We start from the raw sequence: 20,641 nt of genomic DNA, 5'->3' as shown, positions 1-20,641 counted from the left end.
CTGCAGGACCCGACGAATGCGACCGACCCACCTTGTGCTCAGCCTCGCCGTGGCCACGGCCCTGGCCGCGTGCGGCAACGGCGAACCCGCCACCGCCGCCCCCACCGGCGACGCGCCGGCCGCGGAAGCGTCCACGCACGACTTCAGCCCCGACCTGAGCAAGGACGACTTCGCCGAGATGGTGAAGACGCTGTCCTCCGATGAATTCCAGGGCCGCGCACCCGGCTCGCCCGGTGGCGAGATGACCGTCGAATACATCAAGGCGCAGTACGAGCGCATCGGGCTGGAACCCGGCGGCGACGACGGCAGCTTCTTCCAGACCGTGCCGATGGTCGAGACCACCGCCGACGAATCGACCGTGCTGCACATGGAGGTCGCCGGCGAGCCCCGCGAGCTCGCGTTCGGCACCGACATGGTGATCGGCACCCGCACCGGCGAGGCCGAGGTCAAGGTCGCCGACAGCGACCTGGTGTTCGTCGGCTACGGCGTGGACGCGCCGGAGCTCGGCTGGAACGACTATGCCGGCATCGACGTCACCGGCAAGACCGTGGTCATCCTGGTCAACGACCCCGGCTTCCATGCCAAGGACGACTCGCTGTTCGAAGGCGAGCGCATGACCTATTACGGCCGCTGGACCTACAAATTCGAAGAGGCCGCGCGCAAGGGCGCCGCCGCCGCGCTGATCATCCACGACACCGCGGGCGCGTCCTACGGCTGGGACGTGGTCAAGAATTCGTGGTCCGGCCCGCAGTTCGACCTGCGCGCATCCGACGATCCGGAGCCGCGCCTGCCGGCCCAGGGCTGGCTGAGCGCCGAGGCCGCGACGAAGCTCTTCGCCGACGTCGGCCAGGACCTGGAGGCGCTGTACACCGCGGCCAACCAGCGCGGCTTCAGCGCGGTCCCGCTGGACGCGCGCGTGTCCTTCGACCTCGCCAGCACCACCCGCGAGAGCTCGTCGCGCAACGTCATTGGCGTGCTTCGCGGCAGCGAAGCGCCCGACGAGGCAATCGTCTACATGGGCCACTGGGACCACCTGGGCACGCACGAGGGCGAGGGCGACACGATCTACAACGGCGCCATCGACAACGCGACCGGCATCGCCGGCATCATCGAGATCGCCGAAAAGTTCAAAGCCGACGGCCAGCCGAAGCGCTCGATCGCATTCGTGGCCGTGACCCTGGAGGAGTCCGGCCTACTCGGCTCCAAGTACCAGGTCGCGCACCCCGTGTTCCCGCTGCAGGACACCGTGGCCGTGGTCAACCTCGACGCGATGAGCGTCGCCGGTCCGTCGCGTGACATGGTCGTGGTCGGCAAGGGCAACTCCGAGCTCGAGGACGTACTGAAGACCTTCACCGATGGCCAGGACCGTGAAATCGTGTCCGAAGGCAACCCGGCCGGCGGCTTCTTCTTCCGCTCCGATCACTTCAACTACGCCAAGGCCGGCGTGCCGGCGCTGTACGCCAAGGGCGGCGACGACCTGCTCGACGGCGGCAAGGACGCGGGCGCGGAACATGCGCGCCACTACACCGAGGTCGCGTACCACAAGCCTGCCGACGAGTTCGACCCGGCATGGAACCTCGACGGCGTGATCCAGGACCTGGAAGTGCTGTACGGCGTGGGTCGTACCCTGGCTGACGACGGCAGCTGGCCGAACTGGTACGAAGGCAACGCCTTCAAGGCCGCGCGCGAGGCGATGCGTACCGGCGCGCAGTAAGCCTTGACGACCCGTGGCCGGGAACGGCTGCATGGGACGGCGCCGCAAGGCGCCGTCCCATTTCCGGCATCCGGGAAGCGCCCCTCAGCTGCCGATTTCTTCGTTGTAATACTGGTAAAGGTAGTGAATGACCGCGCCCCGCGGGAGCGCACAGCTGACCTGTGGCCAATAGAGCTGGTCTAAGCCCATTTGACTGGTCGGGAAATGGACGAAGGTCCCGTCGCCGGGATTGAGCGTGTGCGAGACCGGGGCGTATGTATTGTTCGACCCCATGGCATGGCCGTGCACGAAGGTGCAGTTAACCGTCACCGCCTCTGCGCCGGTGTTGCCCATGTACAGCGACGCCTGGCTCATGGTGCGGCCGTATCCACCATCCCAGCCTTCCCAGGCGCAGGTGACGAACGCAGGGGCGGCCCCTTCGTTGCCGATTCCGAGGGGGCGGGCGCGCAGCGTCCCGGCGAATGCGGGCAGTGCGCCCTGGCAGGCCCGGGAACCGCTCTCCTGGCTCATACGCGCGCTCGTGCCGGCGTGCGCATTTGGTGTGGCGATCGCTGCGGCCAACATTGCGATGGATAGTATCGAGAGCGGGGCTTTCATGTTCTTCCTCTGGATTCGACGACGGACGTCGTACGAGCACAATGCAGTAACGGCTTTTCCATCCGAAAGCGGCCAAGTCCCGATCAGCCGGTGATGAGCCGCACCCGCGCAAAGTTCCGCTTGCCGACCTGCAGCACGCCTTCGAAGCCGGGCGCGAACGTGGTGCCCGCATCATCGACCACCGTGCCGTCCACCTTCACCGCGCGCTCCTTCAACTTGCGATTGGCCTCCGAATTCGACGGCGTGATCCCGGCCGCGGTCAGCAGTGCGGCGATGCGCAGGCCGTCGGCCGGCACCGTCACGTCCTGCAGCGGAAGCAGCGAAGTGTCGCCCTGCCCCGTCACCGCCGCGTGCCAGCCTGCGATCGCGGTTTCCGCCGCTGCGGCATCGTGGAAGCGCGTGGCCAGCTCGCGCGCCAGGCGCAGCTTCACCTCGCGCGGATTCAGCGCACCGGAGGCCACGCCCGCCTTCAGCGCCGTCGCCTCGTCGATGCCGATGTCGAAGCTCAGCAATTCGATCCAGTCCCACATGAGGTCGTCGCCGATCTTCATGGTCTTGTTGATGAAGTCGATCGCCGGATCGGTGACCCCGATGTAGTTGCCCAGCGACTTGGACATCTTGTTGACGCCGTCCAGGCCCACCAGCAGCGGCATCGTCAGCACCGCCTGCGGCTTCTGGCCGTAATGCTCCTGCAGGCCGCGGCCCATCAGCAGGTTGAACTTCTGGTCGGTGCCACCGAGCTCGACGTCGGCCTCGAGCGCCACCGAGTCGTAGCCCTGCACCAGCGGATAGAGGAATTCGTGGATCGCGATCGACTGCTGCGCGGCATAGCGCTTGGCGAAGTCGTCGCGCTCGAGCATGCGCGCCACGGTGTGCTGGCCAGCCAGGCGGATCATGTCGGCGGCAGCCATCTTGCCGAACCATTCGGAGTTGAAGCGGACCTCGGTGCGCTCGTGGTCGAGCACCCTGAACACCTGGTCCTCGTAGGTCTTCGCATTGGCCAGCACGTCCTCGCGGGTCAGCGGCCTGCGGGTGGCGCTCTTGCCGGAAGGGTCGCCGATCATCCCGGTGAAGTCGCCGATCAGGAACACCACCGTATGCCCCAGGTCCTGGAACTGGCGCATCTTGTTGAGCAACACGGTGTGGCCGATATGCAGGTCGGGGGCGGTCGGGTCAAATCCGGCCTTGACCCGCAGGGGGCGGCCGGAGGCGAGTCGGGCCTCGAGTTCCTCGCGCTTGAGGATCTCGTCGGTGCCGCGGGCGATCAATTCGATGGCGCCGGGGTCGACCGCGTGCGCGGATGGGACGTGCGGCTGGCTGGCGTGTTCGTGGGAGTTCTGTGACAAGGCTCGGGTCCGGCTGGGCGTCGTTCCGGCATGGAAATGTGACGCGGGTTCAAGTGGTTGTTAACTGGAAGTTAAATTATTACCAAGAAGAAACTCCAGCCGCGTCAATCGTTTGACGCGTGATCTTCGCGTGATTATGGTGGCCCGGTGACGCGCCCGTCACGCACGGGCCCGGGGGTCCGATCCACATATGACCACGCCCGAATCGCATCAATCCGACGCGCAGCGCAGCGAGCGCGTCCGCCTCGAAAACCTGCGCGAACTCGAGCGCCAGGCCACCACCAGCAGCCACCAGGCTGAAGCCTCCGCCGAAACCACCGGCAACCGCCGCTGGTCGCGGCGGCAGTGGGCCCATGCCAGCCTGATCGCCACCGCAGGTGCCCTGCTGCTGGCCATCGTGCCCGGTTTCAATACCGCCGTCGACGTACCCCACAGCGCGCGCCTGACCACGCTGTCGCTGTCGCTGCCGGCGCTTCCCGTGCAGCCGGAGCCGGAAGCGGCGGCCGCAAACTGGATGCCGGTGACGGTGGAAAAGGGCCAGACCCTCGGCGCCATCTTCGACGAACTGGGCATCCCGGCCAGCACCATGCACGCGCTTCTCGAGCAGCCCGGCGCGCGCGATGCCCTGACCCGGCTGCGTCCCGGCGTGCAGCTCGGCTTCGCCTTCAACCCGGCCCCGGAGAATGGTGGCCGCGGCAGCCTGCACGCGTTGCGCTACGACCGCGGCGAAGCCGAGCGCGTCGAGCTCGCGCTGGACGCCGGCAAGGTCGTCGAAACCGTCATCGAGCGCCCCATCGAGGTCCGCACCTCCGTGGTCAGCGGCAAGGTCGGCCGCTCACTGTTCCACTCCGCCCGCAAGCTCGGGCTGTCGGGTTCCAGCATCAACATGCTGACCGATGAGATCTTCCAGTACGACATCGATTTCAACACCGACGTCACCCAGAACGACCGCTTCAGCGTGGTCGTCGAGCAGGTCTACCGCGAGGGCGAACTGCTGCGTACGGGCAAGGTCCTGGCCGCTGTGTTCACCGCCAAGAACAAGCCGTTCACCGCGTTCCGCTTCGAGCAGGACGGCAAGACCGAGTACTACAACGCCGAAGGCCGGCCGCTGAAGAAGAGCTTCATCCGCATGCCGATCCAGTACGCGCGCCTGAGCTCGCGCTTCGGCTCGCGCAGGCACCCGGTGAGCGGCAACGTCCGCCAGCACAAGGGCGTGGACTACGCCGCGCGCACCGGCACGCCGATCATGGCCGCCGGCGACGCGCGGGTGCAGTTCAAGGGCTGGCGTGGCGGCTATGGCAACACCGTGATCCTCGACCACGGTCGCGGCTACACCACGCTGTACGCGCACATGTCCGGCTTTGGCAACATCCGCCAGGGGCAGCGCGTCAGCCAGGGCACGGTGATCGGTCGCGTCGGCACCACCGGCCTGTCCACCGGCCCGCACCTGCACTACGAGTTCCGCATCAACGGCGTGCACCGCAACCCGCTGCAGCACACCATGCCCGAGCCCGAGCCGCTGAAGGGCGTCGCGCTGGCCGCCTTCCACGCCCAGACCGGGCCGGCGCTGGCGCGCATCCGCACCGTCGAAGACATCATCTACGCCCAGGTACCGGATGCCGCCGATGGCACCCGCGTGGCCAAGGCGAGGCGCGACGCGCCGTCCGGCCGCGGACAGGGCTGATCGCCGCGCCGCCTACGCGGCGTCACACGGGGCTTCACGCATGGCAGGCCGGCAGGGCTTTCTCGGACTGATCTCGGGCACCAGCGCAGACGGCATCGACGCCGCGCTGGTCGACTTCGAAGACGACGCCGCCACTACGCGCCCGACCCTGCGCTTCGCGCGCACCTACGCCTGGGACCCCGTCCTGCGCGAACGGCTGGTGGCGCTCGGCCAGGAAGACGCGCTGCTGTCGCTGGACGCGGTGGGCGAGCTCGACGTCGCCATTGGGCGCGCCTTCGCCGCCGCCGCACTGCGCGCGCTGGCCGACTCGGGCGCCCAACCGGCGACCGTCACCGCAATCGGTTCGCACGGACAGACGCTGCGCCATCGCCCGCACGGCGCCCTGCCCTTCAGCCTGCAGCTCGGCTGCGCGGCGACCATCGCCGAGCGCACCGGCATCACCACCGTGGCCGACTTCCGCCGTCGCGACGTGGCCGCGGGTGGCCACGGCGCGCCGCTGGTCCCGGCGCTGCACGCGGCGCTGCTGCACGATCCCGCCGAATCGCGCGCGGTGCTCAACCTTGGCGGCATCGCCAACTTCACCCTGCTGCCCGGCGAAAGCCCGGTGCGCGGCTTCGACACCGGTCCGGCCAACGGCCTGATGGACGCCTGGTGCCTGCGCCACCGCGGCAAGGCCTTCGACGTCGGCGGCGCGTTCGCCGCCGAGGGCCGGGTCGACGCCGCGCTGCTGGCACGCCTCCTGGACGAACCCTGGTTCGCCCTGCCGCCGCCGAAGTCCACCGGGCGCGACACGTTCCACCTCGGCTGGGTGGAATCGCGGCTGGCGGGCACGGAATCACCGGCCGACGTCCAGGCCACCCTGCTCGCCCTGACCGCGCGCACCGTGGCCGACGCCCTGCGCGCGACCCAGCCCTCCACCACGCGCGTGATCGCCTGCGGCGGCGGCGTGCACAATCCGCGCCTGACCCAGGCGCTGGCAGCGGAGATGCCGGGCATCGCGGTCGAATCCAGCGCCGCGCACGGACTGGATCCCGATGCGATCGAAGCCATGGCCTTCGCCTGGCTGGCGCGCGAGACCCTGGCCGGACGCCCGGGCAACCTCGCCAGCGTCACCGGCGCCGCCGGCCCACGCATCCTCGGCGCCATCCACCCGGTCTGATCGGGCTCCAATCGGGCTCCGGCCGGAGATCCCGGTCGCAGCTGTAGCTGCTCCTACTGGGGGAGCTGGCCGATCAGCGAGAAATCGCCGTCGGGCACGCCTTCCAGGGCCGCGATCGCGGCCTGGAGCACGTCGGCCTCGGAGCTGTCGAAGCTGAGCTTGCCGTCGCCTTCGGCCGCGTACAGGCCGCGCTCCAGCAGCTGCAGCAGCGCGTGCGACAGCGCCCAGCCGCGGCGGTCGGCGACGCGCTTGATGCGTTCCAGCAGCACCTCGTCGATGTCCTTGAGCACGATGTCGGTCATGGCCCGCGTCCAGTAGTCGCCATCGGTCACGGCAACGCGCCATAGATACGACGACGCGGCCGGATGGGCAAGGCCCGGCCCGCGTTCACGCCGCGTCCTCCGCGACCCCGCCCGCCTCGTCGCCCAGCCGCAGCCGCGGCTTCAGCCAGAAGAACAGCAGCACCGCCGGCACCGCCACCACCGCGGTGATCAGGAAATAGGTGGCATAGCCGCCGGCGCTGGTCTCGACGATGGCGCCCGAGAAAAAGCCCAGCACCTTGCCCGGCAGCATGATCAGCGACGAGAACAGCGCGTATTGCGTGGCGGTGTAGCGCTGGTTCACCAGCGCCGACAGGTAGGCGACCGCGGCGGTGCCAAGGAAGCCCTGGGCCAGGTTCTCGCCCGAGATCACCAGGGTCAGCAGGCCGATGTCGCCGTTGGCACCTATCAGCGCCAGGTACAGCAGGTTGCTGGCGGCGCCGAGGATGATCGCCACCAGCAGCGGCCAGTGGATGCCCCAGCGCGCGACGGCCACGCCGCCGAGGAAGGCGCCGGCGATCCCGACCCAGATGCCGTAGACCTTGGTCACCGCGGCGATCTCGGTCTTGCTGAAGCCCTGGTCGAGGTAGAACGGGCCGATGATGCCGCCGACGATCGCCTGGTCGGAGATCTTGATCGACAGGATGAACAACAGCACCACCAGGCCGATGCCGCTGCCGAAGCGGCGGAAGAAGTCGGCGAAGGGCTCGACCACGCCCTCGCGCAGGCCGGCCGCCCAGCCCTTGGTGCGCACGCGCACCACGTCGGGTTCGGCCGCCAGGAGGCAGGCCACCATCGGCACCAGCATGCAGGCCGCCATCACCCGGTACACGCTCGCCCACGCGGCGTGGTCGGCGAGCACCAGCGCCAGCGCACCGGACACGATCAGCGCGATCCGGTAGCCCAGCGAATAGGTCGCCACAAGCGCGCCCTGCTCGGAGGCGGGTGCGATCTCGACGCGATAGGCGTCCACCGCGATGTCGAGCGTGGCGCCGGAAAAGGCCACGAACAGCGTCAGCGCCACGAACACCGCCAGCCGCTCGGGCGTCAGCATCGACATCGCCAGCAGCCCGCCCATCACGCAGGCCATCGCCAACAGCAGCCAACCGCGGCGCTGCCCGAAGCGGCCGAGCAGCGGCAGCCGCCAGCGATCGACCAGCGGCGCCCAGACGAACTTGAACGAATACGCCAGGCCGGCGCTGGCGATCATGGTGATCTCGCGCAGCTCCAGCCCGCCGTCGCGGAGCCAGTAGGCCAGCGTGCCGGCGACCAGCAGGAAGGGCAGCCCCGACGCAAAGCCGAAGAAGAACATGGTCCGCGCCGAAGGCTGCGCGAACGCGCGCCAGGCCGACGGCGTCGGCGGCGTCGCTCCGTCCGCGGCCGTGCTCACTCGCGGTAGTCCACGACCAGCGGCGCATGGTCGGAGAAGCGCGGCTCGCCGTGCACCGCGCAGGCCTCGACCCGCTTCGCCAGCGCCGGGGTCGCGAACTGGTAGTCGATGCGCCAGCCGACGTTCTTGGCGCGTGCGGCGCCGCGGTTGCTCCACCAGGTGTATTCGTCCGCCGCGTCGGGCCGCAGCATGCGCAGGGCGTCGCCCCAGCCATGCGCCGGCGCCTCGCCCAGCCCGTCGCCGCAGCCGTCGGCGATCATCGTGTTCAGCCAGGCGCGCTCCGGCGGCAGGCAGCCCGAATTCTTCTGGTTTCCGGTCCAGTTCCGGATGTCGTTGCGCGAGCGCACGATGTTCCAGTCGCCGCACAGCACGTAGTCGCGGCCGCTGGCCAGCCACTGGTCGAGGATCGGCCGCAGCCAGTCCATGACCTCGAACTTGAAGCCCTGGCGCAGCTCTCCGGACGAGCCCGACGGGATGTAGAACGACACCACGCTCAGGTTGCCGAAGCGCGCCTCGATGTAGCGGCCTTCATCATCGAACGGCGCCCAGCCGAGCGCGGTGCGCACCTCGTCGGGCTCGCGGCGGCTGTAGATCGCCACGCCGCTGTAGCCCTTCTTCGTGCTCGCGTCCTTGAACCAGGCCTTGTAGCCGTCGGGAAGGAAGTCGGGGTGGAGGCCGTTGCCGTCGGCGGCCAGAAGCTGGTGTTCCTGGGCCTTGGTTTCCTGCACGCAGAGGATGTCCGCATCCTGGGCGCGAAACCAGTCGAAGAACCCCTTGCTGGCGGCCGAGCGGATGCCGTTGGCATTGAAGCTGATGATGCGCATGGCGTGAAGGTTAACGCACCGCCGGCACGGCCGCCGGCAACGCGCAGGCACGCGCGTTACATCGCGACCGGTTACATCGCGACCGGCTTGGGCGTATCCGGCGTGCTCGGCGGCAGGACCGGGTACTCCACCACCGGCTGGCGCCCGGTCAGCGTGCGCAGGAAGGCGGCGATGGCGCCGGACTCCTCCTCGTCGAGCTCGCGGCCCAGCTGCGCCGTGCCCATGATCGCCACCGCCTGCTCCAGGTTCCAGACCTGGCCGCTGTGGAAATAGGGCGCGGTCAGCTCGACGTTGCGCAGCGGCGAGGCGCGGAACACGTATTCGTCGGTCGCGGTATTGGTGACCGTGAACCGGCCCTTGTCGCCCTCGGGCAGGATCTCCGCGCCCGGGCGCTCGATCACGCCAAAGGGGAAGTAGGTCTGGCCGCCGAAGTTGCGGCCGTTGTGGCAGGACGCGCAGCCGCTGTTGACGAACAGCTCCAGGCCACGGCGCTCGGTGGCGTCGATCGCGCTGTCGTCGCCCAGGACCCAGCGATCGAAGCGTGCGTCCGGCGTCACCAGGGTGGCCTCGAACGCCTCCAGCGCCAGCGCCATGTTGTCGAAGCTCACCGGGCGCTCGCCGGGGAAGGCTTCGCCGAACCGATCCACGTATTCGGGAATGCTCTGCAGGGTCCGGACCACGAGCTCGGGCGTGCTGTTCATCTCCACGCTCGCCTGCACCGGCCCCTTGGCCTGTTCGGCCAGGTCCGCGGCGCGGCCGTCCCAGAACTGGGCGGCGTTGAACACGGCGTTGAGCATGGTCGGCGAATTGCGCGGGCCCTTCTGCCAGCCGTGCCCGATCGAGACCGGCACGTTGTCGGCGCCGCCGGTGCCAAGGCTGTGGCAGGTATTGCAGGTGATCAGGTGGCTCTGTGAAAGCCGCGGCTCGAACCACAGCATGCGGCCCAGCTCGACCTGCCCGGCGACCAGCGGCTTGCCGCGGAGTTCGTCGACGCTGGCCGGGATAGTGCCGAACATGGCGGCGGCCATGGCCCGCAGCGGATCGCCATCGGCATCGGCCACCGCCGGCTCCGCTGCGTTCGCGGTCTCGGCCGTGCCCGGCACGCCGCCTGCCGCCGCCGCGCCGGCAGGTTCGGGCGCGGTTCCGGCCGGGGCCGCGGCATCAGCGGCGGCCACGTCGGCCGTGGCGGCTCCGGCCACGCCCGCATCCACCCCGTCGCCACCGGTCTGTCCGCATCCCGTGGCCACCACCAGCGCCATGGCAACCGACACTGCAAGCTTCGTCCGAACGTGCATCACGCGTCTCCGCATCCAGGCCATCATCACGGTCAACCATAGGTCAACGACCGCGGAGGGGCGTTGACGGAGGTCAACCCCGGCGGGTTGCTAACATGGCCACCCCGCCGCGGCCGCCTGCACACGCCATGTCCGATCACCGCTCCCGGTTCCTGCAGCTGGCACTGGCGGCCGAAGCGCTGCGCTTCGGCGAGTTCACGCTGAAGTCCGGCCGCACCAGTCCCTACTTTTTCAACGCCGGCCGCTTCGCCTCCGGTGCAACGCTGGCGGCGCTCGCAGCCTGCTATGCCGACGCCATCGACGCCACCGGCCTCGATTTCGACCTGTTGTTCGGCCCCGCCTACAAGGGCATTCCGCTGGCGACCGCGCTGGCCTGCGAATACGCACGCCGCGGCCGCGACCTGCCGCTGGCCTACAACCGCAAGGAAGCCAAGGCGCATGGCGAAGGCGGCAACCTGGTCGGCGCGCCGCTGGCCGGCCGCCGCGTGCTGGTGGTCGATGACGTGCTCACCGCGGGCACGGCCGTGCGCGAGGCGCTGGCGCTGATCCGCGACGGCGGCGGCACGCCCGCCGGCGTTGCGATCGCGCTCGACCGCGAGGAAGTGCTGGACGGCGATTCCGCCGACCGCCGCTCGGCCGCGGCGCTGGTAGCCGCGAACGAGGGCGTGCCGGTGGTGGCGATCGCCAGCCTCGGCGACCTGCTTGCGTTCACCGGCGAAAACGCGACACTGTCGGACGAGCGCGAGCGCCTGTTCGCCTACCGCACGCGCTATGGCAGCGCGGCGGGCTGATGCGGCCGACCGGGGGGACGGACACCATGAAGACCATGAACTGGATAGCCGGCATCGCGCTGGCCACGCTGCCGCTGGCGGCCGTGGCGCAAAAGGCGCCCGCCAACAAGAAGCTCTACTGCTGGGACGAAGGCGGGGTCCAGGTCTGCGGCGACACCGTGCCGGCCAGCGCCCTGGATCGCGCCCGCACCGAGATCAGCGCCGCAAGCGGCAACCGCACCGGGGAAGTGCCGCGTGCACTGACCGGCGATGAGCGCACCGCCGCCGCCGCCGACGCCCGCGCCGCCGCCGAGGCCGAGATGGCCGAAGCCGAACGCCACCGCCGCGACCTGGCCATGGTCGAGTCCTATGCCACCGAGAACGACCTGCGCCGCGCCTATAGCGAACGCATCCTGCTGGTGGATGAGTCGCTGAAGACCTCCGAGCTCAGCATCGCCAACCTGCGCCAGAGCCTGCTGTCGCTGCTGCGCCAGGCGGCGGAGCGCGAGCTGCTGGAACAGCCGGTGGGCAAGGCCCTGGCCGATGGTGTCCGGTCACAGCACGGCGACCTGCTGCGGCAACAGGCGATCATGGAGCGGCAGCTGGTCGATCGCGCATCGCTGGGGAGCGACCTGGACGGTGCCCTCGAACGCTACCGCGCGATGAAGGGCGGCTAGCAAGGCTGCCCCTGGCACCTGTGTCGCCGCCCCTGCACCTGTGGGAGCGGCCATGGCCGCGATCGCCGCCATGGCGGCGCCCCAACTGACGACAGGCTAGAAGGGCAACGGCAGCTCCGGGTCGATCGCGAGCAGCTGCTCCCTGAACTCGCCGCGGATCCGATCCAGCGCCTCTTCGCTGTCGGCGTCGAAGCGCAGCACCAGCACCGGCGTGGTGTTGGAGGCGCGGACCAGGCCCCAACCATCGGGGAAATCCACGCGCAGGCCGTCGATGGTCGAGGGACGCGCGCCGCCCTCGAACTTCGCCTGCGCCACGAAGCGCTCGACGAAGGCATGCGGGTTGCCGCCGGGGGCATCGACCTTGATCTCCGGGGTGGCGATGCCGGCCGGCAGCGCCGACAGCACCTCGCCGGGCGACTCCGTGCGCGAGGCCAGGATCTCGAGCAGGCGCGCGGCAGCGTAGATGCCGTCGTCGAAGCCATACCAGCGCTCGCCGAAGAAGAAGTGTCCGCTCATCTCGCCGGCCAGCTCCGCTTCGGTCTCGCGCATCTTCGCCTTGATCAGCGAGTGCCCGGTCTTCCACATCAGGGGACTGCCGCCGTGGCGCAGGATGTGGCCCTGCAGGCGGCCGGTGCACTTCACGTCGTACACGATCACCGCGCCCGGGTTGCGCTCCAGCACGTCGGCGGAAAACAGCATCAGCAGGCGGTCGGCGAAGATGTTCTCGCCGTTCTTCGTGACCACGCCCAGGCGATCGCCGTCGCCGTCGAAGGCGATGCCCAGGTCGGCGTCGAAGCGCTCCACCATGTTGACCAGGTCGACCAGGTTGTCCGGGTCGCTCGGGTCCGGATGATGGTTGGGGAAGGTGCCGTCGATCTCGCAGAACAAGGGTTCGACCGTGGCGCCGATGGCTTCGAGCACGCGCGGGCCGATCTCGCCGGCGACGCCGTTGCCGGCGTCCACCACCACCTTCAGCGGGCGGTCGATCTGGACGTCGGAGGCGATGCGTTCGACGTAGTCATCGGCGATATCGCGCTCGGTGACGCCGCCGGGCGCGGGCGCGGTGTGCAGCCGGTCCTCGGCGATGCGCGCGTACAGGTCGGTGACCGCGTCACCGGCCAGCGTCTCGCCGCCGACCACGATCTTGAAGCCGTTGTAGTCGGGCGGGTTGTGGCTGCCGGTCACCGACACGCAGCAGCCGGTGCGCAGGTGATAGGCGCCGAAGTACACCACCGGCGTCGGCACCATGCCGATGTCGATGACGTCGCGGCCGGCCTTGCGCAGGCCCGCGGTGAGCCCGGCGACCATGTCGGGACCGGACAGGCGGCCGTCGCGGCCGATCACGATGTCCTTCAGCCCCTGCTCGTGCATCAGCGAGCCGATGGCATGCCCGATCAGTTCGGCGACGCCGACGTCCAGCGTCTGGCCGACGATGCCTCGGATGTCGTAGGCGCGGAAGATGCCGGGGTCGATCGCCACCGCCGCCGACGCCATTTCACGCACCGGCGCTGCCGGAACGGCACTGCCATCGGCAATCGGCCCCAGCTCGAGCGCCTGTTCGAGCGTGGGTGCATCGCCCGCGTCTTCATCCTCCGGCCTGCCAAGCAGCGAAGGCAGCCGTGCGAGCAGGTAGCCGAGCAGCAGCAGCACGCCGGCGACCACGAACGACGGCGCCGCGGCCAGGCCGAACAGCGCCTGCGGGCGCGCCGGCAGGCCGGCGGCGACGCGGATCCCGCTGCCGGCGACCGGCACCGCCATGCGTTCCGCGGATTCGGCGTATTTGGCGTCGCCGCGCTCGGCAAGCGTGAAGCCGCCCTGGCGGAGCGCGAGGTAGGTCGAGCCCGGCACGTCCACGGCGGCGAGGCTGGCGCTCGCGCGGACCAGCGGCAGGCGCACGTAGGCCACGCCCACCGGCTCGCCGTCCACCCGCGCAGACCCGGCCAGGGCCAGCATCGGCGCGCCACCGTCGCGCACCACCCACAGCACCGGCTTGCCCTCGGCGATCGCGGCTTCGGCCACGAGGATCCGGCCGTAGCCGGCATCGGCGATCGCCTCGTAGGCATCGGCCAATGTGATGTCCTGGATCACGGCGTGGTCGAGGTTCGGCCAGTCGCGGCCAAGGGCCTCGGCCGCCGCGGCGAAGTCGCCGGCCGCCAGCGCATCGCGCACGGGCAGCGAAGCCAGGCGTTCCTCGAGGCGCTCGAGTTCGGTTTGCAGCGAGCGCGCGACCGACTGCGCCACGGCGTCGCGGTTGACGGCAAGCGAGTCGCGGCGCGCCTGGTCCTGCATCTGTCGCCAGCCCGTCCACGCCAGCCACAGCGCCAGCACCACCACGAGCCCGGCCAATAGCAGCAGCAAGGGCCGCGCCTGCGCCACGGCTTGCCGGGCCTTGTTGGAAACCTTGAGATCCATGCCTGTGTCGCCCCCTTTCAGCGCGTGCCCGTATGGCCAAATCCACCCGTGCCCCGCGCGCTCTGTTCAAAAGTATCCACCACCCGCAGCCCCGCGCGCACCACCGGCACCAGCACCAGCTGCGCGATGCGGTCACCGGGCTGCACCAAATAGGCCTCGCGCGAGCGGTTCCAGAGGCTGACCATCAGCGGGCCCTGGTAGTCGGCGTCGATCAGGCCGGTGCCGTTGCCCAGCACCAGGCCATGGCGATGGCCGAGGCCCGAACGCGGCAGCACCATCGCGCACAAGCCGGGATCGCCGATGTGGATGGCGATGCCGCTGGGCACCAGCGCGGTGTCGCCGCCGGCGAGTTCGAGCGGCGCGTCGATCGCCGCGCGCAGGTCCATCCCCGCGCTGCCTTCGGTGGCGTGCGCCGGCAGCGGCCATTCAGCGCCGATGCGCGGGTCGAGGATCTTCAGGTCCAGGGTGTGCTGCATGGCGTGATGCGTCCTTGTAAGCGCCGTGGCGCGCGGAGTGTGCGGATTCAGGCCAGGCGCGCGGCGACGATGTCGAGCAGCGCGTCGGCGAGTCCGGTCTTGGGCGCCGGGCCGAGCACCTGCACGCCGTCGGCGCTGAAGACGTGGAGGGTGTTGTCATCCGACTCGAAGCCGCTGCCGGCGACGCCGACGCGGTTGGCGGCGATCAGGTCCACGCGCTTTCGTTGCAGCTTGCCGCGGGCATTGTCTTCAAGGTCGCCGGTCTCGGCCGCGAAGCCGACAACCAGCCGCGGGCGCAGCGCGTGCGACGCGACGTCGGCAAGGATGTCGGCGGTGCGCACCAGCGTCAGCACCAGGCCGTCTTCACCGGGCTGCTTCTTGATCTTGCCTTCGGCCACGGCGGCCGGAGTGAAGTCAGCGACCGCGGCGGCGGCGATGTAGATGTCGGCCGGCAGCGCGGCGAGCACGGCGTCGTGCATCTGCGCGGCCGAGCGCACGTCGATACGCGTCACGCCTCCGGGCGTGGCCAGCGCGACCGGGCCGGCCACCAGCACCACGTCCGCGCCGCGGCGCGCTGCCGCGGCGGCGATCGCGAAGCCGGTCTTGCCGCTGCTGCGGTTGCCGATGAAGCGCACCGGGTCGATGTCCTCGTAGGTCGGCCCCGCGCTGACCACCACGCGCAGGCCGGCGAGCGGGTTTCGACTCATGCCTTCGCGGCCGCCAGCGCAGCGACGATGTCGAGCGGTTCGGCCATACGCCCGGGGCCGGACTCGCCCTCGGCAAGCGGGCCATCGACCGGGTCCATTACCATGGCGCCGCGCTCGCGCAGCAGGGCCATGTTGGCCACCGTGGCCGGGTGCAGCCACATGCGGTGGTTCATCGCCGGCGCCAGGGCCAGCGGCGCGGTGGTGGCCAGGCACAGAGTGGTGACGAGGTTGTCGGCGAGTCCGTGCGCGAGCTTGGCCAGCGTATTGGCCGTGGCTGGCGCCACCAGCACGCGCGTGGCCCAGCGCGCAAGTTCGATATGGCCCATCGCGGCTTCGGCTGCCGGGTCCCACAGCGACGTGCGAACGGCCTCGCCGGAAAGCGCCTGGAAGGTGGTGGCGCCAACGAAGTGCGTAGCGCTTTCAGTCATCGCCACCCGCACCTGCGCACCTGCGTCCTGCAGGCGGCGCACCAGGTCGGCGGACTTGTACGCGGCGATGCCGCCGCACACGCACAGCAGGATGCGCTCGCCTTCAAGCTGGCTGTCGACCTTGGCCATGGGCGTTCGGAGTGTCCTGACCCGGGAACGGTCGGACAGCTTACCCGAACCCCCGTGGCGCGCCGGCGGCGGCGCGAGGCCGTATCGCGTGCAATGGATCCACGTCGGCAGCCGGTGCAGGCCCCCCGCTCCACCAGCCATGCGGCCCACCCCTGTCGCGATGCGCCGGCGGCCGACGACCACCCTCCCTGGAGCAACGCCCATGCACATCCGCGACTGGCCCAGCGGCGAACGCCCGCGCGAGAAGCTCCTTGCACGCGGCGCCGCGGTGCTTTCGGACGCAGAGCTGCTGGCACTGTTCCTGGGGTCCGGCGTGCGTGGCCTGGATGCCGTCGCCACTGCACGCAGGCTGCTCGCCGGGCACGGCCCACTGCGGCGCCTGCTGGACCTCCCGGGCCCGGAACTGGTCAAGCTGCCCGGCCTGGGCCCCGCCAGCGCCTGCCAGCTCGCCGCCGCGCTGGAGCTTGCCAGCCGCCACATGGCCGCTGGGCTGGAGCGCGGCGAGGCGCTGACCGATCCGCATGCCGCGGGCCGCTACTTCGCCCGGCGCCTGCGCGGGTATCCCAGCGAGGTCTTCGCCGCCCTGTTCCTCGACACCCGGCATCGCGCACTGGCGTTCGAAGAGCTGTTCCGCGGCACCGTGGACGGCGCCGAAGTGCATCCGCGCGAAGTGGTGCGCCGGGCGCTGGGCCACAACGCGGCCGCGGTCATCGTCGGCCACAACCACCCCAGCGGCAGCAGCGAACCCAGCGCCGCCGACCGCGCGGTCACCGCCCAGCTCAAGCAGGCCCTGCGCCTGGTCGACGTGCGCCTGCTGGATCATTTCGTGATCGGCGACGGCGCGCCGGTCTCGCTGGCGGCCCGGGGCTGGGTCTAGGCGCTTCAGCCGCGGGCCTGCCGGCGCGGGCCCCTCGCGTACAATGTAAGGCCGTACGTTCCCGCTGCGAATCCCAGTGAAATCCACGCTCAAGGCCCTGGTTGAACAGGGCATCGCCACCCTTCGCGACCAGGGCACCCTGCCCGCCGACCTGGCCACGCCCGACTTCGTGATCGAGCGGCCCAAGGACCGCGCGCACGGCGACTTCTCCAGCAACGCCGCGATGCTGCTGGCCAAGCCCGCGCGCAGCAACCCGCGCGCGATCGCGCAGGCGCTGGCCGAAGCCATCCCCACTGGCGGCGACATCGCCGCGGTCGAGATCGCCGGCCCCGGCTTCCTGAACTTCCGGCTGTCCCCCGGCGCCTGGCAGCGCCAGCTGCGCGAAGTCCATGTGCAGGGAGCCGCCTACGGTCGCAATGCCAGCGGCGCGGGCCGCGTGGCGGGCGTTGAGTACGTCTCCGCCAACCCCACCGGCCCGCTGCACGTCGGCCATGGCCGCGCGGCGGTGATCGGCGACTGCATCGCACGCGTGCTCGATGCCAACGGCTGGAGCGTGAAGCGCGAGTACTACTACAACGACGCCGGCGTGCAGATCGAGAACCTGGCGCATTCCGTGCAGGCCCGCGCCAGGGGCATCCGCCCCGACGACGCCGGCTGGCCCGAAGCCGGTTACCGCGGCGACTACATCGCCGACGTCGCGCGCGCGTTCCTGGACGGCGCCAGCGTCGACGTCGAGGGCCAGGTGGTCAGCGGCAACGGCGATGCCGACGACTTCGACGCCATCCGCCGCTTCGCCGTGGCCTGGCTGCGCAAGGAGCAGCACGGCGACCTGGCCGCGTTCGGCGTCGACTTCGACGTGTACTTCCTCGAGTCGTCGCTGTACGCCGACGGCAAGGTCGAGGAGACCGTGGCCGCACTGGTCGCCGCCGGCCACACGTACGAGGAAGGCGGCGCACTGTGGCTGCGCAGCACCACCTTCGGTGACGACAAGGACCGCGTGATGCGCAAGTCCGACGGCAGCTACACCTACTTCGTGCCCGACGTCGCCTACCACCTCGGCAAGTGGCAGCGCGGCTATGAGCGCGCCATCACCGAGCTCGGCGCCGACCACCATGGGTCGCTGGCGCGGGTGAAGGCCGGCCTGCAGGCGCTCGACGCCGGCATCCCGCAGGGCTATCCCGAATACGTGCTGCACCAGATGGTCACGGTGATGCGCGGCGGCGAGGAAGTGAAGCTCTCCAAGCGCGCCGGCAGCTACCTGACCCTGCGCGACCTGATCGACGAAGCCGGCCGCGACGCCACCCGCTGGTTCCTGGTGGCGCGCAAGCCCGACTCGCAGCTGGTGTTCGACATCGACCTGGCGCGCAGCCAGTCGCTCGACAACCCGGTGTACTACGTGCAGCTCTCGCACGCGCGCATCTGCGGCCTGATGCGGCAGGTGGACGAGCGCGGCCTGGCCTTCGACCTCGACAACGGGCTGGCGCAGCCGCTGGATCTCGACAGCCCCGCCACGCTCGAGCTGGTCACCTCGATCAGCCGCTGGCCGGAGCTCCTGGCCGCGGCCGGGCAGCTGCTTGAGCCGCACCTGGTGGCGCAGTACCTGCTTGAGCTGGCACAGGCGTTCCAGTCGTATTACAACGACCACCAGTTCCTGGTGGATGACAAGGACGTCCGCGACGCCCGCCTGGCGCTCGCGCTCGCGACCCGCCAAGTGCTGGCGAACGGACTCGACGTATTGGGCGTGCAGGCCCCGGAGGCGATGTAAGTGGCAGTCAAGCGCGGCAAGTCCCAGGCCCGTCGCAACAGCGGCAGCAGCGCACCGCTGCCCGGCTGGGCGTGGATGGTCATCGGCATCCTGCTCACGGTGGTCGTGGTGCTGGTGGCGCCGCGGCTGCTGAAGTCGGACGGCGAATCGAGCTTCTTCCGCCCGACCCCGAATCCGGACGCGCGACCCGCCGTGGCCAGTCCCGAGGCCGGCGACAGCGTCGCCGAGGATGCGCCCGCGCGGCCGCGACCGGCTGCCGACGCCGCCGACGAGTCCGCGGCGCCCGAGACCCGCTACGAGTTCTACGACCTGCTTCCGGGCCAGGAAGTGGCCATGACCGACGCCGAACTCGCCGCCAGCGCGCGCGCGGAACAGGCGCGCCAGGACGAACTGCTCGCCCGCGAGCGGGCGGCCCGGCAGCAGGAGCGCAGCGCGGACGCCGCGGACCTTGCCGATGCCGCCACGCCCAGTCCGGCGCCATCGGCAGCGCAGGTTCCGGCGGCCACGGCGCGCCCGCCTGCCGCGGCGGGCGCGCCGGCCGCCGACGGCGCCCGCTACATCCTCCAGGCCGGCTCCTTTGCCAGCAACAGCGACGCCGAGGCGCTCAAGGCGCGCATCGCGATGCTCGGGCTGGTGGCCCGCGTAGAGACCGCCGAGATCGACGGCCGCGCCATGCACCGCGTGCGCATGGGGCCTTATGGCACCGCGTCGGAGCTGGCCGAAGCCAAGCAGAAGCTCGGCAACGGCGGCCTCGAGGCCTTGGCGATCCGCGCGCGCTGACCATGAAGGCCCTGCTTGTCACCGGCGCCACCGCCGGCTTCGGCGCCGCGATCGTCGAGCGCTTCGTGTCCTCTGGCTGGCGCGCCGTCGCCACCGGCCGTCGCCAGGAGCGCCTCGACGCCCTGGCCGAACGCCTCGGCCGCGACCGCGTCCACACCGCCTGCTTCGACATCCGCGACGCCGACGCCATGGCCGCCGCGATGGATGCGATCCCCGACGGCTTCCGCAACCTCGACCTGCTGGTCAACAACGCCGGCCTCGCGCTCGGCACCGCGCCCGCGCAGGCCAGCGACCTGGCGCAGTGGCGGCAGATGATCGACACCAACGTCACCGCCCTGGTCGCCATCACCCACCGGCTGCTGCCGACGCTCATCGAGCGCCGCGGCGCCATCGTCAACATCGGCTCGATCGCGGGCGTGTATCCGTACCCGGGCGGCAACGTCTACGGCGCGACCAAGGCCTTCGTCGACCAGTTCTCGCTCAACCTGCGCTCGGACCTGCACGGCACCGGCGTGCGCGTGAGCGTGCTGGAACCGGGGCTGGCGGAGACCGAGTTCACCCTGGTGCGCACCGGCGGCGACCAGTCGGCATCCGACGCGCTGTACGCCGGCACCGCGCCGATCACCGCAGCCGACATCGCCGAGTCCACCTGGTGGATCGCCAACCTGCCGCCGCACCTCAACATCAACCGCCTGGAAGTGATGCCGGTGAGCCAGTCGCTGGCCGGGCTGCAGATCCACCGGGATCCGCACGCGTGAGCCCGCGCCGGCCATGGCCGGGATACGCGGAACGCCGCCGCGGCGCGGGCACCACGGAGCGCACGCCGTGAACGCGTGGCTGGCGATGCTCGCGATCGTCGCCATCGGCGCGGTGTTGCCGCTGCAGGGACTGGTCAACGCGCGCCTGGCCACGGCGCTGCACGGGCCGGTGATGGCGGCCTTCGTCTCGTTCCTGGTCGGCAGCGTGGTGCTGGGCAGCTGGCTGCTGGCGTCGCGCACGCCCTGGGGCGCGGCGCCCGATGCGCGCTTCCCGGCATGGATCTGGATCGGCGGCGTGCTCGGCGCGGTCTACGTCGCGGTGTTCACCCTGCTGATCCCGCGCGTGGGCGCGGCGGCGGCGATCTGCCTGGCGGTATTCGGCCAGGTGGTGGCCTCGCTGCTGCTGGACCACTTCGGCGTGCTGCAGGCGCAACGGCCGGCGGACTGGCCGCGGATCGCCGGCGCCGTGCTGGTGTTGCTGGGCGTACTGCTGGTGGCGGCGCCGTGGAAGGCGCCGGCCTGAGACCGCTTAC

At 70.6% G+C, this 20,641-nt stretch carries 18 protein-coding genes and 1 pseudogene; 10 read left to right on the top strand and 9 right to left on the bottom strand.

Translation table 11 applies throughout. The features are described 5' to 3' along the window. Positions 1 to 16 precede the first annotated feature (16 nt). Entirely contained in the window at positions 17 to 1,714 is a 1,698-nt protein-coding gene (locus ACW7G5_RS12615; protein ID WP_457005020.1) for a M28 family metallopeptidase, read from the top strand. A gap of 84 nt (positions 1,715 to 1,798) precedes the next feature. Here the strand turns inward: ACW7G5_RS12615 and ACW7G5_RS12610 are convergent, their stop codons facing one another. Both ACW7G5_RS12610 and tyrS read right to left on the bottom strand, forming a co-directional pair. Further along, positions 1,799 to 2,311: a hypothetical protein gene (locus ACW7G5_RS12610; RefSeq protein WP_457005018.1), complete on the bottom strand. Its 513-nt coding sequence runs from the start codon at positions 2,309 to 2,311 to the stop codon at positions 1,799 to 1,801. Between the two features lie 83 nt (positions 2,312 to 2,394). After that, positions 2,395 to 3,585: a tyrosine--tRNA ligase gene (tyrS, locus tag ACW7G5_RS12605; protein ID WP_457005105.1), complete on the bottom strand. Its 1,191-nt coding sequence runs from the start codon at positions 3,583 to 3,585 to the stop codon at positions 2,395 to 2,397. A gap of 262 nt (positions 3,586 to 3,847) precedes the next feature. Here tyrS and ACW7G5_RS12600 point away from each other — a divergent pair, with 262 nt between their 5' ends. Both ACW7G5_RS12600 and ACW7G5_RS12595 read left to right on the top strand, forming a co-directional pair. Then, complete coding sequence (locus tag ACW7G5_RS12600; RefSeq protein WP_457005017.1) at positions 3,848 to 5,341, top strand: M23 family metallopeptidase; 1,494 nt, start codon at positions 3,848 to 3,850, stop codon at positions 5,339 to 5,341. 40 nt (positions 5,342 to 5,381) lie between these two features. Beyond that, the gene (locus ACW7G5_RS12595) at positions 5,382 to 6,500 is read left to right on the top strand and encodes an anhydro-N-acetylmuramic acid kinase (RefSeq protein ID WP_457005015.1); all 1,119 of its coding nucleotides are present in this window, start codon (positions 5,382 to 5,384) and stop codon (positions 6,498 to 6,500) included. Positions 6,501 to 6,553: 53 nt separating this feature from the next. On the opposite strand, the gene ACW7G5_RS12590 is transcribed toward ACW7G5_RS12595, so the two are convergent. From ACW7G5_RS12590 to ACW7G5_RS12575, 4 genes are all read right to left on the bottom strand, one after another. Beyond that, positions 6,554 to 6,832, bottom strand: coding sequence for a hypothetical protein (locus ACW7G5_RS12590; RefSeq protein WP_457005013.1), 279 nt, complete (start codon positions 6,830 to 6,832; stop codon positions 6,554 to 6,556). Between the two features lie 55 nt (positions 6,833 to 6,887). Continuing rightward, positions 6,888 to 8,210, bottom strand: a complete 1,323-nt coding sequence (locus tag ACW7G5_RS12585) for an AmpG family muropeptide MFS transporter (RefSeq protein ID WP_457005012.1) — start codon at positions 8,208 to 8,210, stop codon at positions 6,888 to 6,890. Next, positions 8,207 to 9,034 (bottom strand): exodeoxyribonuclease III, encoded by an 828-nt coding sequence (locus tag ACW7G5_RS12580; protein ID WP_457005011.1) that lies wholly within the window; start codon positions 9,032 to 9,034, stop codon positions 8,207 to 8,209. Before ACW7G5_RS12580 ends, ACW7G5_RS12585 begins: the two co-directional genes overlap by 4 nt. 71 nt (positions 9,035 to 9,105) lie before the next feature. Then, positions 9,106 to 10,329: a cytochrome-c peroxidase gene (locus ACW7G5_RS12575; protein ID WP_457005009.1), complete on the bottom strand. Its 1,224-nt coding sequence runs from the start codon at positions 10,327 to 10,329 to the stop codon at positions 9,106 to 9,108. Between the two features lie 128 nt (positions 10,330 to 10,457). Here ACW7G5_RS12575 and pyrE point away from each other — a divergent pair, with 128 nt between their 5' ends. Next, positions 10,458 to 11,120 (top strand): orotate phosphoribosyltransferase, encoded by a 663-nt coding sequence (gene pyrE / locus ACW7G5_RS12570; protein WP_457005008.1) that lies wholly within the window; start codon positions 10,458 to 10,460, stop codon positions 11,118 to 11,120. A gap of 26 nt (positions 11,121 to 11,146) precedes the next feature. Then, on the top strand, positions 11,147 to 11,776 hold the full coding sequence (locus tag ACW7G5_RS12565; RefSeq protein ID WP_457005006.1) for a hypothetical protein: 630 nt from the start codon (positions 11,147 to 11,149) through the stop codon (positions 11,774 to 11,776). 96 nt (positions 11,777 to 11,872) lie between these two features. Here ACW7G5_RS12565 and ACW7G5_RS12560 read toward each other — a convergent pair whose 3' ends face one another. The 3 genes and pseudogenes from ACW7G5_RS12560 to coaBC all read right to left on the bottom strand — a co-directional run bounded on the left by ACW7G5_RS12560 (position 11,873) and on the right by coaBC (position 15,928). Further along, positions 11,873 to 14,188 carry a phosphomannomutase/phosphoglucomutase gene (locus ACW7G5_RS12560; protein WP_457005004.1) on the bottom strand — a complete coding sequence of 772 codons (2,316 nt, stop codon included), beginning with the start codon at positions 14,186 to 14,188 and terminating at the stop codon, positions 11,873 to 11,875. 17 nt (positions 14,189 to 14,205) lie between these two features. Further along, entirely contained in the window at positions 14,206 to 14,664 is a 459-nt protein-coding gene (gene dut, locus ACW7G5_RS12555; protein WP_457005002.1) for a dUTP diphosphatase, read from the bottom strand. Between the two features lie 47 nt (positions 14,665 to 14,711). Then, positions 14,712 to 15,928: pseudogene (coaBC, locus tag ACW7G5_RS12550) on the bottom strand (bifunctional phosphopantothenoylcysteine decarboxylase/phosphopantothenate--cysteine ligase CoaBC). Between the two features lie 202 nt (positions 15,929 to 16,130). Here coaBC and radC point away from each other — a divergent pair. The 5 genes from radC (at position 16,131) to ACW7G5_RS12525 (ending at position 20,631) form a co-directional block, all read left to right on the top strand. Beyond that, positions 16,131 to 16,805 carry a RadC family protein gene (gene radC, locus ACW7G5_RS12545; RefSeq protein ID WP_457005001.1) on the top strand — a complete coding sequence of 225 codons (675 nt, stop codon included), beginning with the start codon at positions 16,131 to 16,133 and terminating at the stop codon, positions 16,803 to 16,805. A 76-nt stretch (positions 16,806 to 16,881) separates the two neighbouring features. Beyond that, positions 16,882 to 18,570 carry an arginine--tRNA ligase gene (gene argS, locus ACW7G5_RS12540; RefSeq protein ID WP_457004999.1) on the top strand — a complete coding sequence of 563 codons (1,689 nt, stop codon included), beginning with the start codon at positions 16,882 to 16,884 and terminating at the stop codon, positions 18,568 to 18,570. Next, complete coding sequence (locus ACW7G5_RS12535; protein WP_457004998.1) at positions 18,571 to 19,350, top strand: SPOR domain-containing protein; 780 nt, start codon at positions 18,571 to 18,573, stop codon at positions 19,348 to 19,350. It begins immediately after the preceding gene. Positions 19,351 to 19,352: 2 nt separating this feature from the next. Beyond that, positions 19,353 to 20,108, top strand: a complete 756-nt coding sequence (locus ACW7G5_RS12530) for an SDR family NAD(P)-dependent oxidoreductase (protein ID WP_457004996.1) — start codon at positions 19,353 to 19,355, stop codon at positions 20,106 to 20,108. 67 nt (positions 20,109 to 20,175) lie between these two features. Continuing rightward, positions 20,176 to 20,631, top strand: a complete 456-nt coding sequence (locus ACW7G5_RS12525; protein WP_457004994.1) for a DMT family transporter — start codon at positions 20,176 to 20,178, stop codon at positions 20,629 to 20,631. Positions 20,632 to 20,641: the final 10 nt, after the last annotated feature.

The sequence above is a fragment of the Luteimonas sp. A501 genome (genome assembly GCF_054052085.1).
The sequence above is the reverse complement of the archived record's forward strand: the minus strand, read 5'-3'. Positions and strand labels throughout refer to the sequence as shown.